We start from the raw sequence: 16,468 nt of genomic DNA on the forward strand, positions 1-16,468 counted from the left end.
CCAGAGATAGCTATCTTAATTAGCTGATGCCTTCAAAATAGGCCAGTGTATCTTCTTTGTCTTTTTGAAGTTGCAGCTTAAGAGCTTCCAGACCAGTGAATTTTACATCATGTCTCAAAAACTCCATAAAGTTCATTTTGATGTATTGGCCGTATATTTCTTTATTAAAATCGAAGATATTAACTTCTATATTTCTGGTCATTCCGTTAATTGTTGGACGCTGACCTATATAAGCCATTCCTTTATAAGATTCATTTTCCATCTCTACAGTTACCGCATAGATCCCGTCCGAAGGGATCAGCTTATAAGGCTGCTCAATAAATATGTTTGCCGTTGGAAAACCAATGGTCCTGCCTATCTTATCACCTTTAATAACCGGCCCGTATAATGAAAAATGATAACCAAGATATTTTGCTGCGAGGCCTACCTGTCCTTCCAGCAGGGATTTTCTGATTTTTGTAGAACTTACAGCAACATCGTTGATGTCCTGTTCTTTGATTTCCTCAATCTCATAGCCATAAGGACCGGAAAAGGCAACCAGATCTGTCATGCCACCAGAACGGTCTTTCCCAAACCTATGATCGTAACCTACTATCAGTTGCTTGATTCCTATGGTATCTACCAGAATATTCTTAATATATTCAGCAGGGCTGAGATTAGAAAAATCACGCGTAAAAGGAGTAATGATTAAATGATCAACTCCTAAACCAGCTAAGATTTCGGCTTTTTCTTCAATCGTATTGATCATTTTCAGATCCTGATTTTCGGGGTCAATAATCAGTCTGGGATGAGGGAAAAAAGTAAGAATTACACTTTCTCCTCCGCTGGTTTTTGCAAGCTCGCAAAGTCTGTTAATGATTTTCTGATGCCCAAAATGTACGCCATCAAAAGTGCCTATGGTTGCAACCGCATTGTTCAACCTTTTAAATTCAGAAAGGTGATTATATATTTTCATCAGAATATAATTGTTATTTATTGATGATGAAGCTATCACGTGCTACCTGGTTCCTGTTCATTCCGGTTTGTGTTCTGCAGCACATGATGGTTTCAAAATCTTTAAAATTAATGCAGGGCATGTCGTTTTACTACTCCGCCCTTGATGTCAGAAATTTGTTGCTGCACGATAAAAGCATCCGGATCAATCTGGCGGATTTCATTTTGCAGTTTACCCATTTCAAGTTTAGTTACTACTGTATATAAAATATCTATTTTTTTCTTCTCTCCATATCCGCCTTCTCCTTTATAGATAGTCACGCCCCTTTTCATGTCATTGATCAGGAACAGTTTAATGTCTTCTTTCTTTTCAGATATAATAGTTACCCCAATATATTGCTCTAACCCATTTACTACAAAATCAATGGTTTTAGAGGCCGATAAATAGGTCAGAATCGCGTACATCGCAGTTTCTATATCCAGTAAAGTTGCCGCTACTCCAAAAATGAGGATATTGAGGATCAGAATAATATTTCCTACAGTCAGCATACTGTTTTTACTGATATATAGCGCCAATACTTCAGTCCCGTCAATTACACAGCCGCCACGCATAGCCAGACCAATACCACCCCCTAAGAACAAACCACCAAAAAAAGCAATCAGTAATTTATCATGAGTAATAGGTTGAAAAGGCAGGATAATCAGAAATATTGCCAGTATAATAATTGCAAAGGCCGTTTTTATAGCAAAAGCTTTTCCTATCTGCGAATAACCCAGAATTACAAATGGGATATTAATCAGCAGAATCAGATAAGAAAGTTTAAATCCTGTTAGCGTACTGATCAGCAGGGATATGCCCGTTACTCCACCATCAATAAACTCACTTGGCATCAGAAAACTTTTAAGACCGAAACAGGCAGAAACAATGCCCAGTCCAATCAGGATAAAATCTTTTAGATGACGCAAATAAGAGTTTTTCAGGTGATTGTGCATATATATTAACTTTGTGAGGTCGGTTGTTCAGCTGAGAGCTTTTCTCTTTTATTTTTAAGATACTCAACCAGATCTGTGACTTCAAATGCATCTTCCAAAAGAAAACTGCCACTCCTGGTGCGCGTTAGTTTAGACAGATACGCACCATTGTCCAGATGTTTTCCAAAATCAGATACTAATGATCTGATATAGGTGCCTTTGCTGCAAACTATTCTGAAGTCAACTTCCGGTAAAGCAATACGGGTAATTTCAAAAACGGGTACAGAAACAAAACGGAGTCTTAATTCCTGTTCTTCGCCTCTGCGTGCTTTGACATATAAGCGCTCCCCATTTACTTTCACTGCAGAGTGGGCAGGTGGGTATTGTTGTATATCGCCGGTAAATGGTGAGGTTGCAGCATAAATTGCTTCTTCCGTTAAATTTGTAAGCGGATATTCCTGATCAACTTCTGTTTCCATATCAAAGGAAGGAGTCGTTGCCCCAAGAATCATAGTTCCGGTATATTCTTTATCTTCTGCCTGAAAGGTGTCAATCTGTTTTGTCAGCTTTCCTGTACATAAAATCAGCAAACCAGTAGCCAGGGGATCTAATGTACCCGCATGACCAACTTTTAATTTCAGGGGTTTTAACGAATTCCTGATCTTTCCTACTACATCAAAACTTGTCCACTTATAGGGTTTATTGATGAGTAATAACTCTCCTTCAGCAAAATTGAAGGTTCTTTCCAGTAACTTTTCTGCGCTCAAAATGGTAATCTAAATTAAGCTGCAATTTACACATTAAATTATTTGCAGGTTATGCCCGCTATATATTAATACAATGATGATCAATCCAGCAATGATACGATACCAGCCAAACACTTTGAAGCCGTGTTTGTTCAGGTAACCAATAAAACTTTTAATAGCCAACAGGGCTACGATAAATGCAATGATATTACCAACAGCTAAAAGCTGTAATTCTTTAGGTGTAATCTGGTATCCGGCTTTATAGAAATCCAGTAACTTCTTGGCTGTAGCAGCAAACATTGTTGGTACGGCTAAAAAGAAAGAGAATTCTGCAGCTACTTTTCTACTTAATTTCATCGACATACCACCTACGATACTCGCGCCAGATCTTGAAACACCAGGAATCATTGCAAGGCATTGAAAAAAGCCAATTTTTAAAGCAGTCAGGTAATTAATCTCTTCCTCTTCATGAATTACCGGCTTGTTAAACCATTTGTCCACAAAAAGAAGAATAACCCCTCCAACTACCAGTGAAACAGCAACTGTCATCGGGCTTTCCAGCATTTCGTCAATCTTTTTACTTAGCAATAAGCCAAATACAGCTGCGGGAATAAAAGCAACCAGCAGTTTAAAGTAAAAATTTACAGACTTAAAAAAACGTTTGAAATACAGAACCAGCACAGAAAGAATAGCTCCCAGCTGAATTACAATAGTAAATAATTTAACAAAAGGATCAGATGCGATTCCCATAAAGGAAGAGGCAAGGATCATGTGACCGGTAGAAGAAACAGGTAAAAACTCCGTCAGCCCCTCTATAACAGCGAGAATAATAGCATGTAAGAAATTCATGAACAGGTTACTTTTTCAGGATTGCGTAAATACCAAATCCAAATCCAAAAAGTACTACCATTGGAGCCAGAAGAGTTTTTCTAACATCATAGATATCAGTTTTGCCTATCATTAACATAAATCCAACTACAACAATGGCAATGCTGATTAACAGCAATTGATAATTTTTTTTGGTAAAAACCATTTCATTTTTGGCGTCCTGCGTTGCCGGACTAGTTTTTTTCTCAATCATTTGCTATTATCTGTAAAGGTCGTAAATTTTTAAACGTAAATATCTGCTTACTGCAAAGGTTGTACTCAGCGCTGTCAGGAAGATTCCCATTCCTATCAGACCAAGAAGAACAATACCAAATTCGGTATAATTTCTTAGAATAATGATTTCAGGAATTTCTTTCTGAGCATAGTATAAAAGTCCAAGCAGAATAAGGATGGCAATAAAAGAAGCAATCAAACCATGCAGCATTGCCCAGAAAATAAAGGGCTTGCGGATGAAGTTCTTCGTAGCACCAACCAGTTGCATACTTTTGATCAGGAAACGCTGAGAATAAATGGCCAGCCTGATCGTGTTATTAATTAATGCAATGGAGATTACCAGTAAGATGGCTGCAAATCCCAATACAATTAAACCAATTGTATTGATGTTTTTGTTGACCATATCAATTAATGAACTCTGGTAGATTACTTCTTTGACAACAGGATTTTTACTGATGGTAGCTTTTAATGCATCAATACTTTTATTGTTGGCATAATCAGCTTTGAGGTAAACGTCTACGGTTGATAAAAGCGGGTTATAGCCCAGGAAATTAACAAAATCTTCTCCTAAATCCTGAGTAAGATTTTTTGCAGCCAGCTCTTTATTGACATATTGCGTCTGTTTAATAGCAGGATTGGCATCCAGTTCCTTTTTGAATTGCAATACATCCGCTTCCTTCGCGCCTTCGTCAACTATAATATTTAATACAATATTTTCTTTTACGTAGTTAGAAAGATTCTTGGCATGTACCAGTATGAGTCCCAATACGCCAAGCATTAACAAAACCAGGGTTATACTAAATATAGTAGAGATATAAATGGTTTTCGTCTTCTTAGAAGCATCACTAACTTCAAATTCTTCCATATTTTATGTGTTGGGTGTATTTTATGTTCTGCGAAAATAAAAAAATATATGCAAAAAGATACCTTTTAAACGGGTAAAATATCTTGTTTGGTATGAATATCGTTTATATCGCTAAAGTTCTTTTGATAAGGCTTCTAAAACCTCCTTAATTTCTTTATTTTCGCCGTATATAAAGGATTTTTGTAATGGATTACCAATTTAAAGAAATAGAACAGAAGTGGCAGGGGTTTTGGGCGGCACACCAAACGTTTAAAGCAGAGGCGACATCAGCCAAACCTAAATTTTATGTGCTTGATATGTTTCCTTACCCATCGGGTGCAGGTTTACATGTTGGCCACCCACTGGGCTATATAGCCTCCGATATATTTTCAAGATACAAAAGATTAAAGGGGTACAATGTCCTGCATCCTATGGGGTATGACTCATTCGGACTGCCGGCAGAACAATATGCGATACAAACCGGTCAGCATCCGGCGGTAACTACAGAGGCAAATATCAGTACTTACCGTCGTCAGTTAGATCAGATTGGTTTTTCATTTGACTGGAGTCGTGAGGTGCGCACCAGTGAACCCGAATATTATAAATGGACGCAGTGGATCTTCATGCAGTTATTCAATTCCTGGTATAATCTGGAAACAGATCGTGCAGAAGATATCACTACTTTAATTGAAAAGTTCAATGCTGCGGGTAGTGCTGATGTAAAAGCAGTCAGTGATGAAGATGTAAAAAGTTTTATGCCAAGCGACTGGGCGGCTATGACTGCCGAAGAAAAACAGGAAGAACTGCTGAAATACCGTTTGACATTTTTGAAAGAAAGTACGGTGAACTGGTGTGCCGCGCTAGGAACTGTATTAGCTAATGATGAAGTGAAAGATGGTTTTTCTGAGCGTGGCGGACATCCCGTAGAACAGAAAAAAATGATGCAGTGGAGCATGCGTATCTCTGCTTATGCAGAACGTTTGTTACAAGGACTGAATACTATTGACTGGCCTGAGCCGGTTAAAGAAATGCAGCGTAACTGGATTGGTAAAAGTGTTGGAGCAAGCGTTCGCTTCAAAATTGAAACTGAAGCGGCTGTAAATACTGACTATATTGAGGTTTTTACCACCCGTGTGGATACAATATTTGGTGTTTCTTATGTGGTATTAGCTCCGGAACATGAGCTGGTGTCAGCATTGACTACTCCTGAACAGCAAAACAGTGTTAAGGATTATATAGAGCAAACAAAAAAGAAATCTGAATTAGACCGCATGGCGGATACTAAAACAGTTTCCGGTGCTTTTACAGGTACTTATGTAGTTAATCCTGTAAGTGGTGAGCGTATTCAGTTATGGATTGCTGACTATGTACTTGCCGGTTATGGTACAGGTGCAGTAATGGGAGTGCCGAGCGGGGATCAGCGTGACTGGTTGTTCGCCACACATTTCAATTTGCCAATTGTTCAGATTCTTGATGCACAGCAGGAAATTGAAGTACAGGCAGACCCAACCAAAGAAGGAAAATATATCAACTCCGGTTTCATTAACGGAATGACCTATACAGAGGCAACTGCAACTTTAAATAAGTGGCTGGAAGATCAGAAGGTAGGAAAAGCTAAAGTTAATTTCCGAATGCGTGATGCTATTTTTGGTCGTCAGCGTTACTGGGGAGAACCAATTCCTGTTTACTTTAAAAATGGATTACCTTATCTGATTAAAGAAGAAGAGCTGCCTTTGCTGTTGCCAGAGGTTGACAAATATCTCCCGACTGAAACAGGTGAGCCGCCATTGGGTAGAGCAGAAAACTGGACTTATGAGCATCAGTATACCTATGAGCTGAGTACAATGCCAGGATGGGCTGGTTCAAGCTGGTATTGGTATCGTTATATGGATGCCCATAATTCTGCAGCATTTGCCGGTAAAGAAGCAATTGAGTACTGGAAGGATGTAGATTTATATATTGGAGGTGCTGAACATGCTACCGGTCACCTGCTTTACAGCCGTTTCTGGAATAAGTTTTTGAAAGATCTTGGTTATGTAAATGAAGAAGAGCCTTTCAGAAAATTAATCAATCAGGGTATGATTCAGGGTAGAAGTAATTTTGTTTATCGTGTAGTTGACGAAAGCGGAAGAGGTACAAATACCCTGGTTTCTCATGGATTGAAAAACAATTATAAAACATCTGCATTGCATGTGGATGTAAATATTGTGGAGAATGAGATTCTGAGTATTGAAAAGTTCAAATTATTCAGACCTGAATTTGCTGAAGCAGAATTTATCCTGGAAAACGGAAAGTATATCTGTGGTGTAGAGGTAGAGAAAATGTCTAAATCCAAGTTTAATGTTGTTAATCCGGATGTATTGATTGCCAGTTATGGAGCCGATACCTTAAGGATGTATGAGATGTTCCTGGGGCCACTTGAACAAAGTAAACCATGGAATACGAATGGTATTGAGGGCGTGTTTAAATTCCTTCGTAAATTCTGGCGCTTATTCCATAATGACTCCTGGGAATTTACTTTGTCGGATGCCGAACCTACAAAAGCAGAATTGAAAGCTTTGCATAAAATTATTAAAAAAGTACAGGATGATATTGAACGTTTCTCTTTCAATACTTCAGTATCCAGTTTTATGATTGCTGTGAATGAATTAACAGATCTTAAATGTAATAAACGCAGTATCCTGCAGGAATTGGTTATTGTACTTTCCCCATATGCGCCGCACATTACTGAAGAGTTGTGGTCATTACTGGGTAATAAGGAAAGTTTGTCTTATGCTACTTATCCTGAGTTTAATCCAGCTCATTTAGTAGAAGATGAATTCAGCTATCCGGTTTCTGTAAATGGAAAAACAAGATTAAACTTAAATCTGAGTTTGACTCTTGAAGCCAGAGAGATTGAAGAAATTGTACTCGCAGATGAGCAGGTTCAAAAATATCTTGAAGGTAAAACACCTAAAAAGGTAATTATAGTTAAAGGCCGTATTGTTAATATTGTGGTTTAATACCCCATAAGCATATTTTAATCCGGAGTGGTTATTAAGGAGTAAAATCCTTAATAACCATTTTTTTTATCCGGGTTTAATAGAGATTGTAATAAATTTATTATACAGTTAAGCGAATTAAAATTTCAGAATGGAAAGGTCTGAATTAACCTATTTGAAACAGAAAAGCACCCTGTGAAATTCATAATTGAATCGGGAAATTCTGGCCGGATGCTTCACCGGCAAATTCCAGTGATTCACCGGTTATAATCCCCTGAAGGACGAAAACTATTTTAAATAGCCTGTAACAAAGTTAGATTTGTGCTGACTAATGATGAAATAACCGAATCACACTATTACAAATTATGAAAAGACTATTACTATTATTTGCCTTTCTGGGATTGATGCAACAGGTGAACGCACAGTTCAATCTGGGTGGGGGAGCACAGAAGGTAACTATAACGGGCAGGATAAGTGCAGTAATTATTGACTCTGCTACAAAACAACCTGTTGATTATGCGACAGTATCACTGATAAGAATTAAGGATAATAAATCAGTTAATGGGGGGGTAACTGATGCTAAAGGAAAAGTTGTTCTCCAAAATGTATCACCTGAGCAGTATAAATTACTGATTGGCTTTATGGGCTATAAAAGTAAAACGATACAGGTGAAGACCAGCCAGGAAAAACCAGATTTGAATTTAGGTAATATTTATCTGAGTGGTACCGAAAGTAACTTAAAAGAAGTTGCTATTGTCGGTAAAACTCCGATGGTAGAAACCAAAATTGATAAACTGGTTTACAATGCAGAACAGGATGTGACTACTGCAGGCGGTAATGCGAGTGATGTCATGCGCAAAGTACCTATGGTTTCTGTGGATATTGATGGCAATCCATCACTTCGCGGAAGTTCAGCTGTGAGAGTGCTGATTAACGGAAAGCCATCGGGAACCATGTCAAACAGTGTGGCCGATGCTTTAAAAATGATTCCTGCCGAAGAGATTAAAAGTGTTGAGGTAATTACGAGTCCATCAGCAAAATATGATGCAGAAGGTGCTGGTGGGATTATTAATATTATTACTAAAAAGAAAACTGCTCAGGGTATAAATGGAAATGCAGCAGTATCTGTTGGTACCCGTCAGAATAATGGAAACTTTAGTCTGAATGCCAAACAGGGACGTTTGGGAATCAGTTCTAATTTTGGTGGTCAGTATGCTATTCCGCAGGACACAAGAGTTGTTCTGGAAAATGATGTTTATAGCAAACAATCTCATATTTTTCAGGATGGATTTACCAGGGCAAAACGATACGGCTATAATGGAAGTGTTGGGCTGGATTATGATATAAACGGATATAACAGTCTTTCTACCAATATCAAGTATAATAATTTTACAAATGGATCAAATGGTAGTTCTGACGTAACCAGTACCCTTTTGGAGAATGCTATACTGAAAACCACGAATTATGTACGTGCTTCAGATAACAATAATAGTTTTAAAAATATAGACTGGAGTGCTGACTATAGAAAAACAACAAAGAAAGAAGGAGAAGAGTTTACGGTTTCCGGACAAGCTAGTTTTGGCAGAAATACTGCAGAATTTAATACCAGGCTGATTAACCCTGACGGATCGCCATTAGCTCCGACTGTTATCGGGGATAATACAGGTAAAAATAACGAGTATACTTTACAAACTGATTATGTATATCCTTTCTCTAAAACTATGACTCTGGAAACAGGTGTTAAGGGGATCTTAAGAAACATAAAAAGTAAATATGAGAGTAGTGAGCAGGACTTTGATTACAAACAGGATGTAGGTGCTGCCTATGGTGTTCTGAGTTTTAAACTGGCAAAAACGCTTGACGTGAAAGGTGGTCTGAGAGCTGAATACACTGATATCAGTGGTGTATCCGGTTCTTCTCTGAATTTTAACAATAACTACTTTAACCTATTCCCAAGTGCGATTATTTCAAAAACGCTGAAAGGAAATTCAACCTTGAAACTGAGTTATAACAGAAGGATGCAAAGACCGAGTTTATCTTATCTGAATCCTTTCTTAAACAGGAATGATCCGGAGAATCAGCAACAGGGTAATCCAAATCTGAGTCCTGAGATAAGTGATATCATAGAGCTGGGTTATTCAACCTTTATTAAGGGATCGGTGATTAACGCTTCTGTATTTTATCGTAATACGCAGGATGTGATTGAGAGTCTGTTTATTCCTGAGCAAAAGCTGACTACCTATTTTAACGTAGGCAGAAATAAGTCATTTGGAGCTAACGTGTTTGCTACATATAATCCATTGCCTAAATGGACTCTGATGGGGAATTTTAGTTTAAATACTTATGATTTGAATAACTTTCAAACTAATCAGCGCACTGGTGTATATGTTAACTATTCTGTGTTTGCCAGGTCTGCAATTTCATTCAAGGGCGGTTGGAATACAGAACTTTTTGGGGTGTATAATGCTTCAAGAAGAACTTTTCAGGGAACTTCAGGGCCGATGGCTTTTTACGGAGGTGCGTTTAAGAAAGATATCATGAAAAAGAAAGCTACTGTAGGTATCAATGTGCTGAATGTGTTTTCAAGAGATCTGCATATTCATAATGAGAATAAAGGAGATGATTTCCGCCAGAATATGAATATCTATTACCCGTTAAGATCTTTTGGAGTTAATTTCAGCTATAAATTTGGAAAAGTAACCTTTACGGGGCCTAAAAAGAAAAAAGGGATTAATAACGATGACTTAAAACAGGATGAAGGTGCCGGAGGGCTTGGAGGAGGAGCTGGCGGAACCCCGAAACAGTAAACCTTTAATATAAAAAAACACGTTTTGTTTTTGAATGCTTTTCTCTGACAGGGAAATACAAGCCCAAAAACAAAACGTGTTTTTTTTGCTGTAAAATTTGTCTGAGCTGCAGAGACGGAGATTATTTCTTTTTAACTCTTTTCAGGATCATTATACTTAAAGGATTAATAGGGTAACCGCTGATATTATTTTGCAGCATCGTAACAGACTGGTCATATAAAATAGGTACAATAGAAGCATTTTCTGTTACCATATTATCCATTTTCTGGTAAAGCGCATATCGTTTTTTTGCATCCTTTTCGAAATAACTCTGTTCAAACAGCCTGTCAAATTCTTTGTTAAAATAACCTGTGTAATTCGGTCCATACGGCACCCGGTTTTTGGAGTAGAAAACCGAGAGATAATTTTCAGCGTCAGGATAATCAGCAATCCAGGAGCCCCTGAAAAAATTAACCTCATTTTTAGACATTAATTCACGCAGGCTGGAGCTTGGAGTTACATCTACTTTGACTTTAATACCCAGGGCATTGAGCTCTCCCTGAATAAACTCAATCAGGTCTTTATAAGTGGTAGAGGTGCTCAATGTTAATTCAGACATTCCCTTTCCATGGGGAAAACCTGCTTCAGCAAGTAATTTTGCCGCTTTAACAGGGTCATAGTGATAGCCCTTTACTTTGAGGCTATCAAATCCGGGCATACCTTTGGGTACAAAACCCGAAGTAGCCGGGGTGCCAGTGCTGTTTCGCAGATATTTGATCAGTTTTGGTTTATCTATTCCATAATTGATTGCCTGACGTACTTTTTTGAATCTTAGCGGAGAGTTTCTGACTATAGCCTTTGAGGTGTCAACTAATATCCCTACATATTCTGTACATAGATAAGCCCCTTTGATCAACTGAAATTTTCCTTTGTATTTGCTGGTCATATGACCGCTTTTTGTCAGAATATCATCGCGGTAACTTCCATCCACACTGTAAAAAAAATCGAGATCTTTTTTGATAAAAGACATAAAGGCACTTTGTTTATCAGTGATAAAAGAAACCTTAACAGCATCCAGATAAGGTAGTTTTCTGCCATTTTCTTTCTCCCAGTAATTTTCATTTTTCAGCAGTACGAGTATTTCTTCTTCTTTCCAGTATTTAAAACGGAAAGGGCCGGTTCCTATAGGATGGCTTCTGAAGTCTTTTCCATAATGATCTGCCACTTCATGAGGGACAACTACACAGTATTGTGTAGTCAAAAGGTTAAGAAAGGCGGGGAATGGTTTGGTTAAATGAATAATTAAAGTGCTGTCATCAGGTGCTTCAAAGCTATGTGCGTCCTTTACTTTATCACTGAAAATCCATCCTCCGGAAGAAGCTACTTTGGGATCAGACAGGCGGTTAAAGCTGTATGCGAAATCTGATGCGATTACTTTTCTGCCTTTTCCGTTTAAAAAAAGCGGATCATTATGAAAAAACACGTCATTCCGGAGATGAAAAGTGTATTGCTGACCATCTGCAGACACTTCCCAAGATTTGGCTATAGCAGGAACAGTGTTTAGCTGACTGTCTGCCTGGACCAGTCCGTTATACAGCTGATTCATCATCCATATTGCAGGTTGATTACGTGCAAATGCAGGATCTAAAGAAGTCAGGCTTTGATCAAAGTTCAGATTAAAAACTTTTTTGTCCTTGTCTTTAACCTCAAAATGACAGCCATAGACTGCAATAACGCATAAAGTGTAAAAAATATTTTTTATAATTCGGGGCATCAGGTCAGGAATATTACTTTTGCACAAAGTAATAAATTAATCGGTATGTCTTTTTTAAATGCAGTTATAAATAATGTTGAGGATGAAGCGCTACGCGAAGATCTGCAAGAGCGTGTGGATATCATTCTGCATAAGATTAAGTTTATGGACAAGGTGCCAGTGACCTGTCTGGATACGCATAATACACCCAATGGTGTTTTAAATGTGCTGATTGAATGTGTGGGTGGAGAAATTGTTGAGATTGTGCAGCAGGCAAAAGTCCTGATCTATCATCAGACCAATATGGGAATTGGGCAAATGATGGGTCTTATCCCTTCTCTTCTGGAAAAGGAATGGCCTGCAGTAGCTTATAACAGAGTTTATCTGATGGAAGACACTTCTGCCTTTTTAAGTGATCCCTTATCCTTTGTAGAGGCAATGGAAGACATGGCAGAAATGCTTTATCCCGGTTATTTTATTTTTGGTAATGAAGGTAAAAACTGGACGACCTTTGCGGTTTAGTAAGCGATAAACTTATCCATCTGCTGTCCGGTAAATCTGACTGTATCCTCCTTATAGAAATTACCCTGTTCATCCAGTTCTGTTTTAATCGCAGGAATATGCAGGCGTAAAGGGAGTACATGCAGATGCAGGTAACTGCAAACCCCACCAAAATGGTCAATCCCGCGGATGTTTCCATATTTACCTGAAGAAATTCCTACAAGGCATGCTTTTTTATCATAAAAGCTGTCGGGGAAATCGCATGCATCTATGAGTGCTTTGAGAACACCGGGGAAGCTTCCGTTATATTCAGGAATGATGAACACGAATTTTTCAGTTGCGGTAATCTGCTCCTGTATTTTTTTAAATCCGGGGGATCTTTTTCCGTATAAATCCGAGATAATTAAGTCTCCCGGGAGATCTGTCAGGCTCAGTATATTAGCCTTTTGTCCCTTTTTAGTAAGTGAGTTCTGATAATATTTTGCTACTTTCAGCGTATTGCTTTCAAGTCTGTTTGTGCCGGAAATGATCGTAATCATGTAAAAATTGTTAATAAGATGTTTAAAACACTCTATTGTTTAACGCTAATATTGTTATTTAGTTTGTATCTTAGCTAATTGTTAAAAAGCCCCTAAATGTAGGTAAAAATAGCGTTTTTTACATAAAGGATCTAATTCACAAATTCTCAGGAAATAATTGGTAATTATTAAAAAGATAAATGAGTAAAATTATTGCATTGGCAAATCAGAAAGGTGGAGTAGGTAAAACAACTTCGTCTATAAATTTAGCCGCCAGCCTGGCCGTGTTAGAATATAAAACTTTATTAGTAGACGCAGACCCTCAGGCCAATTCGACGTCTGGAATTGGATTTGATCCCAGAAGCATCAAAAATAGCATTTATGAATGCATCATTAATGATGTAGAACCTTCTGAAGCTATTCAAAAGACCGAAACGCCTAATCTTGATTTATTACCAGCGCATATTGACCTGGTTGGAGCAGAAATAGAGATGATCAATCTGACCAACAGGGAATATAAAATGAAGGCAGTTCTGGAAAAAATCAAAGACCAGTATGATTTCATTATTATTGATTGTTCTCCTTCTCTTGGTTTGATTACAATCAATGCTTTAACCGCTGCAGATTCTGTCATTATTCCTGTTCAGTGTGAATACTTTGCATTGGAAGGATTAGGTAAATTATTAAATACTATAAAAATAGTACAGAACAGGTTGAATCCTGAACTGGAAATTGAAGGTATTTTACTTACCATGTACGATGTGCGTTTACGTTTATCCAATCAGGTTGTTGAAGAGGTAAGAACACACTTCCAGGAACTTGTTTTTGATACGATCATACAAAGAAATACCCGTTTAAGTGAAGCACCAAGTTATGGGATTTCGGTCATCATGCATGATGCAAATTGTAAGGGAGCAATAAATTATCTGAACCTTGCCCGGGAGATTGTCCGCAAAAACGGATTAGTCAAAGAAAGCCAGGGTTTGACTTCGGCAACTATTTAAATATAATTTAATGACATCGTTTCAGCGAAAAACAGGTTTAGGCAGAGGATTAAGTGCGCTTTTGGATGATTCAGATTCGGCTCATCCGCCAAAGAATGTGATTAATCCGGTCAGTGAAACTGAACAGAAAACGCCATCAAATAATATTGGTAATATCAAAATCAATGATATTACAACTAATCCTTATCAGCCACGTTCTGAATTTGATCAGGTAGCTTTAAATGAGCTGGCTGATTCCATCAGAGTGCAGGGGTTAATCCAGCCTATTACTGTCAGAAAAGCTGAAGGTGGTACATATCAGTTAATTTCAGGAGAGAGACGTCTGCGGGCATCTAAGTTAGCGGGATTAACAGAAATCCCTGCTTATGTCCGGGAGGCTAATGACCAGCAGATGCTGGAAATGGCTCTGATTGAAAATATTCAGCGGGAGAATTTAAATGCGATTGAGGTTGCTTTGAGTTTTCAGCGGATGCTTGAAGAGTGTAATCTGAAACAGGAACAGTTGGGTGAGCGGGTAGGTAAAAACCGTTCCACTGTTACCAATTATCTGCGTTTACTTAAATTACCTCCGGCAATACAGGTTTCTATTCGTGATCAGAAAATCTCTATGGGTCATGCCCGTGCACTGATTAATGTGGAAGAGACGGATAAACAATTATTTATTCATCAGGAAATTATAGACAAGGGGTTGTCAGTTCGTAAAGTAGAAGAGCTGGTAAGAAGTATCAATAGTCTTCAGCTGAAACCTAAAAGCACAAAACAGCCGGTAGGTGTGTCTTTCGAATATCAGAAATTACAAAAGGATCTGGCTTCAAGATTTGCGACTAAAGTGAAACTTAAGGTAGGTGAAAATGGTAAAGGTGCAATTGAAATTCCGTTTGTATCTGATGACGATCTGAGCAGAATATTAGAATTATTAGATTGGTAATGCCAAAAAACTTACTGTTATCGGTTTTGTTCTGCTGTACTTTTTTTGCAGTTAGCGGACAGGAAAAATTTACTGTTAAAGGCGATAGTCTTAAACGCGCTCCTGTGAAAGCAGATACAGGCTATGTTAATCTGGGGCGTATTGCTGGCAGAAGGGCAGCACTCAGATCTGCAATGATTCCGGGATGGGGGCAGTATGGAAATGGACTTACTGTTTACCGTGGAATTAAGATTGCTGCTATTTATACCGGGGGAACGCTGCTGGCTATGTCTTATATTCAGAATAACAACAAGTATAAAGAATATCTTACTGAGCTTCAGGAAAGAGCCAGGACTGGTAGCCCTACCCAGGGAAGTCCGTTGGCAAATATCAGTACTCAGGGATTAACCACGGCCAAAGAAATTTACAGAAGAAACAGAGAGGTTGTCCTTTTTTCTTTCGTAGGATTATATGTGGTGAATATTGTTGAGGCTTACGTTGATGCAAGACTTTCCTATTTTGATGTGGGAGATAACCTGGCTATCAGAATTTCGCCTACAGTAATTGGCTCACAAACCCTATATGGCTATAATGCTTTTAATCCGGGCTTAAAGATTGCCTTTAGATTCTAGATTTCCATATGATTGATCAACCATCTTTTTTAAAATACATATAAATGAATATAGCTTTAATCGGTTACGGTAAAATGGGTCAGATTATTGAACGTTTTGCTATAGAAAGAGGACATGAAGTTGTCCTGAAAATCGGTAGAGATAACTTGGCCGACCTAACTGTTTCTAACTTAAGAAAAGCAGATGTAGCGATAGATTTCAGTACACCTGATGCCGCTATAAATAACATATATACCTGCTTTGAGGCAAATGTGCCATTGGTTGTAGGTACAACTGGCTGGTATGGACAATTGCAGGAAATTAAAGACGAATGTCTGCGTGGTAATAATACGCTGTTATATGGATCTAATTTCAGTATTGGAGTAAACCTGTTTTTTCATATTAATGAAGTGCTGGCAAAGGTGATGAATAACTATCCGGTATATGATGTACAGGTAGAAGAGATTCATCATACACAGAAGCTCGATTCGCCAAGCGGTACAGCTATGACACTTGCGGAGGGAATAATAGAAAATCTGGATCGTAAGTCGGAGTGGGTAAATGAACTGGATGGAAATCCGACTATAGATGTGCTTAAGCAGGAGCAGGTTTTAATTGCTTCGCAGCGAATAGAGAATATACCAGGTACACATACTGTGATATATAGTTCAGAAGTAGATGAAATAGAATTGAAGCATACTGCTCATAACCGTGCTGGTTTTGCTTTAGGTGCGGTTGTCGCAGCTGAGTGGTTACAAAATAAGCAGGGATTCTATAATATATCTGATATATTTAATTTAAAATAACAAAA

15 protein-coding genes are annotated in these 16,468 nt (G+C 38.1%); 7 read left to right on the plus strand and 8 right to left on the minus strand.

From position 1 onward, the window contains the following. Nucleotides 1-19 precede the first annotated feature (19 nt). From PL_RS18855 to PL_RS18880, 6 genes are all read right to left on the minus strand, one after another. Nucleotides 20-955 carry a bifunctional riboflavin kinase/FAD synthetase gene (locus tag PL_RS18855; RefSeq protein WP_041882322.1) on the minus strand — a complete coding sequence of 312 codons (936 nt, stop codon included), beginning with the start codon at nucleotides 953-955 and terminating at the stop codon, nucleotides 20-22. Between the two features lie 107 nt (nucleotides 956-1,062). Further along, nucleotides 1,063-1,926 carry a YitT family protein gene (locus PL_RS18860; protein ID WP_041882321.1) on the minus strand — a complete coding sequence of 288 codons (864 nt, stop codon included), beginning with the start codon at nucleotides 1,924-1,926 and terminating at the stop codon, nucleotides 1,063-1,065. Nucleotides 1,927-1,931: 5 nt separating this feature from the next. Next, entirely contained in the window at nucleotides 1,932-2,681 is a 750-nt protein-coding gene (truB, locus tag PL_RS18865) for a tRNA pseudouridine(55) synthase TruB (RefSeq protein WP_410429554.1), read from the minus strand. A 24-nt stretch (nucleotides 2,682-2,705) separates the two neighbouring features. Continuing rightward, nucleotides 2,706-3,500, minus strand: a complete 795-nt coding sequence (locus PL_RS18870; protein ID WP_348620100.1) for an undecaprenyl-diphosphate phosphatase — start codon at nucleotides 3,498-3,500, stop codon at nucleotides 2,706-2,708. A 7-nt stretch (nucleotides 3,501-3,507) separates the two neighbouring features. Next, nucleotides 3,508-3,732 (minus strand): DUF3098 domain-containing protein, encoded by a 225-nt coding sequence (locus tag PL_RS18875; protein WP_041882316.1) that lies wholly within the window; start codon nucleotides 3,730-3,732, stop codon nucleotides 3,508-3,510. A gap of 6 nt (nucleotides 3,733-3,738) precedes the next feature. After that, nucleotides 3,739-4,617, minus strand: a complete 879-nt coding sequence (locus PL_RS18880) for a cell division protein FtsX (RefSeq protein WP_041882313.1) — start codon at nucleotides 4,615-4,617, stop codon at nucleotides 3,739-3,741. A 185-nt stretch (nucleotides 4,618-4,802) separates the two neighbouring features. On the opposite strand from PL_RS18880, the gene leuS reads away from it, so the two are divergent. Together leuS and PL_RS18890 are read left to right on the plus strand one after the other, a co-directional pair. Further along, nucleotides 4,803-7,598 (plus strand): leucine--tRNA ligase, encoded by a 2,796-nt coding sequence (gene leuS / locus PL_RS18885; protein ID WP_041882311.1) that lies wholly within the window; start codon nucleotides 4,803-4,805, stop codon nucleotides 7,596-7,598. A gap of 344 nt (nucleotides 7,599-7,942) precedes the next feature. Next, complete coding sequence (locus PL_RS18890) at nucleotides 7,943-10,384, plus strand: TonB-dependent receptor domain-containing protein (protein WP_041882309.1); 2,442 nt, start codon at nucleotides 7,943-7,945, stop codon at nucleotides 10,382-10,384. A 121-nt stretch (nucleotides 10,385-10,505) separates the two neighbouring features. Here PL_RS18890 and PL_RS18895 read toward each other — a convergent pair whose 3' ends face one another. Continuing rightward, nucleotides 10,506-12,137, minus strand: a complete 1,632-nt coding sequence (locus PL_RS18895) for an ABC transporter substrate-binding protein (RefSeq protein WP_041882307.1) — start codon at nucleotides 12,135-12,137, stop codon at nucleotides 10,506-10,508. 45 nt (nucleotides 12,138-12,182) lie between these two features. Here PL_RS18895 and PL_RS18900 point away from each other — a divergent pair, with 45 nt between their 5' ends. Further along, nucleotides 12,183-12,638: a hypothetical protein gene (locus PL_RS18900; protein WP_041882305.1), complete on the plus strand. Its 456-nt coding sequence runs from the start codon at nucleotides 12,183-12,185 to the stop codon at nucleotides 12,636-12,638. Here PL_RS18900 and PL_RS18905 read toward each other — a convergent pair. Beyond that, nucleotides 12,635-13,156 carry an NADPH-dependent FMN reductase gene (locus PL_RS18905; RefSeq protein WP_041882303.1) on the minus strand — a complete coding sequence of 174 codons (522 nt, stop codon included), beginning with the start codon at nucleotides 13,154-13,156 and terminating at the stop codon, nucleotides 12,635-12,637. The two genes, PL_RS18900 and PL_RS18905, sit on opposite strands and share 4 nt — an antisense overlap. Nucleotides 13,157-13,335: 179 nt before the next feature. Between PL_RS18905 and PL_RS18910 the strand changes: the two genes are divergently transcribed. Genes PL_RS18910 through dapB form a run of 4 tightly spaced genes read left to right on the plus strand, consistent with a single transcriptional unit; the run spans nucleotide 13,336 to nucleotide 16,463 of the window. Then, nucleotides 13,336-14,139 (plus strand): ParA family protein, encoded by an 804-nt coding sequence (locus PL_RS18910; protein ID WP_041882301.1) that lies wholly within the window; start codon nucleotides 13,336-13,338, stop codon nucleotides 14,137-14,139. Between the two features lie 10 nt (nucleotides 14,140-14,149). Then, on the plus strand, nucleotides 14,150-15,067 hold the full coding sequence (locus PL_RS18915; RefSeq protein WP_041882299.1) for a ParB/RepB/Spo0J family partition protein: 918 nt from the start codon (nucleotides 14,150-14,152) through the stop codon (nucleotides 15,065-15,067). Continuing rightward, nucleotides 15,067-15,678 (plus strand): DUF5683 domain-containing protein, encoded by a 612-nt coding sequence (locus PL_RS18920; RefSeq protein WP_041882297.1) that lies wholly within the window; start codon nucleotides 15,067-15,069, stop codon nucleotides 15,676-15,678. Before PL_RS18915 ends, PL_RS18920 begins: the two co-directional genes overlap by 1 nt. A 44-nt stretch (nucleotides 15,679-15,722) precedes the next feature. Further along, nucleotides 15,723-16,463, plus strand: a complete 741-nt coding sequence (gene dapB, locus PL_RS18925; RefSeq protein WP_041882295.1) for a 4-hydroxy-tetrahydrodipicolinate reductase — start codon at nucleotides 15,723-15,725, stop codon at nucleotides 16,461-16,463. Nucleotides 16,464-16,468 lie beyond the last annotated feature (5 nt).

It is taken from the genome of Pedobacter lusitanus (genome assembly GCF_040026395.1).
GTDB classification, from domain to species: Bacteria; Bacteroidota; Bacteroidia; order Sphingobacteriales; family Sphingobacteriaceae; genus Pedobacter; species Pedobacter lusitanus.

Coding starts and splice junctions, on each gene's coding strand:
- PL_RS18855 (WP_041882322.1), bottom strand. CDS start 955: ATGAAAATATATAATCACCTTTCTGAATTTAAAAGGTTGAACAATGCG.
- PL_RS18860 (WP_041882321.1), bottom strand. CDS start 1,926: ATGCACAATCACCTGAAAAACTCTTATTTGCGTCATCTAAAAGATTTT.
- PL_RS18870 (WP_348620100.1), bottom strand. CDS start 3,500: ATGAATTTCTTACATGCTATTATTCTCGCTGTTATAGAGGGGCTGACG.
- PL_RS18875 (WP_041882316.1), bottom strand. CDS start 3,732: ATGATTGAGAAAAAAACTAGTCCGGCAACGCAGGACGCCAAAAATGAA.
- PL_RS18880 (WP_041882313.1), bottom strand. CDS start 4,617: ATGGAAGAATTTGAAGTTAGTGATGCTTCTAAGAAGACGAAAACCATT.
- leuS (WP_041882311.1), top strand. CDS start 4,803: ATGGATTACCAATTTAAAGAAATAGAACAGAAGTGGCAGGGGTTTTGG.
- PL_RS18890 (WP_041882309.1), top strand. CDS start 7,943: ATGAAAAGACTATTACTATTATTTGCCTTTCTGGGATTGATGCAACAG.
- PL_RS18895 (WP_041882307.1), bottom strand. CDS start 12,137: ATGCCCCGAATTATAAAAAATATTTTTTACACTTTATGCGTTATTGCA.
- PL_RS18900 (WP_041882305.1), top strand. CDS start 12,183: ATGTCTTTTTTAAATGCAGTTATAAATAATGTTGAGGATGAAGCGCTA.
- PL_RS18905 (WP_041882303.1), bottom strand. CDS start 13,156: ATGATTACGATCATTTCCGGCACAAACAGACTTGAAAGCAATACGCTG.
- PL_RS18910 (WP_041882301.1), top strand. CDS start 13,336: ATGAGTAAAATTATTGCATTGGCAAATCAGAAAGGTGGAGTAGGTAAA.
- PL_RS18915 (WP_041882299.1), top strand. CDS start 14,150: ATGACATCGTTTCAGCGAAAAACAGGTTTAGGCAGAGGATTAAGTGCG.
- PL_RS18920 (WP_041882297.1), top strand. CDS start 15,067: ATGCCAAAAAACTTACTGTTATCGGTTTTGTTCTGCTGTACTTTTTTT.
- dapB (WP_041882295.1), top strand. CDS start 15,723: ATGAATATAGCTTTAATCGGTTACGGTAAAATGGGTCAGATTATTGAA.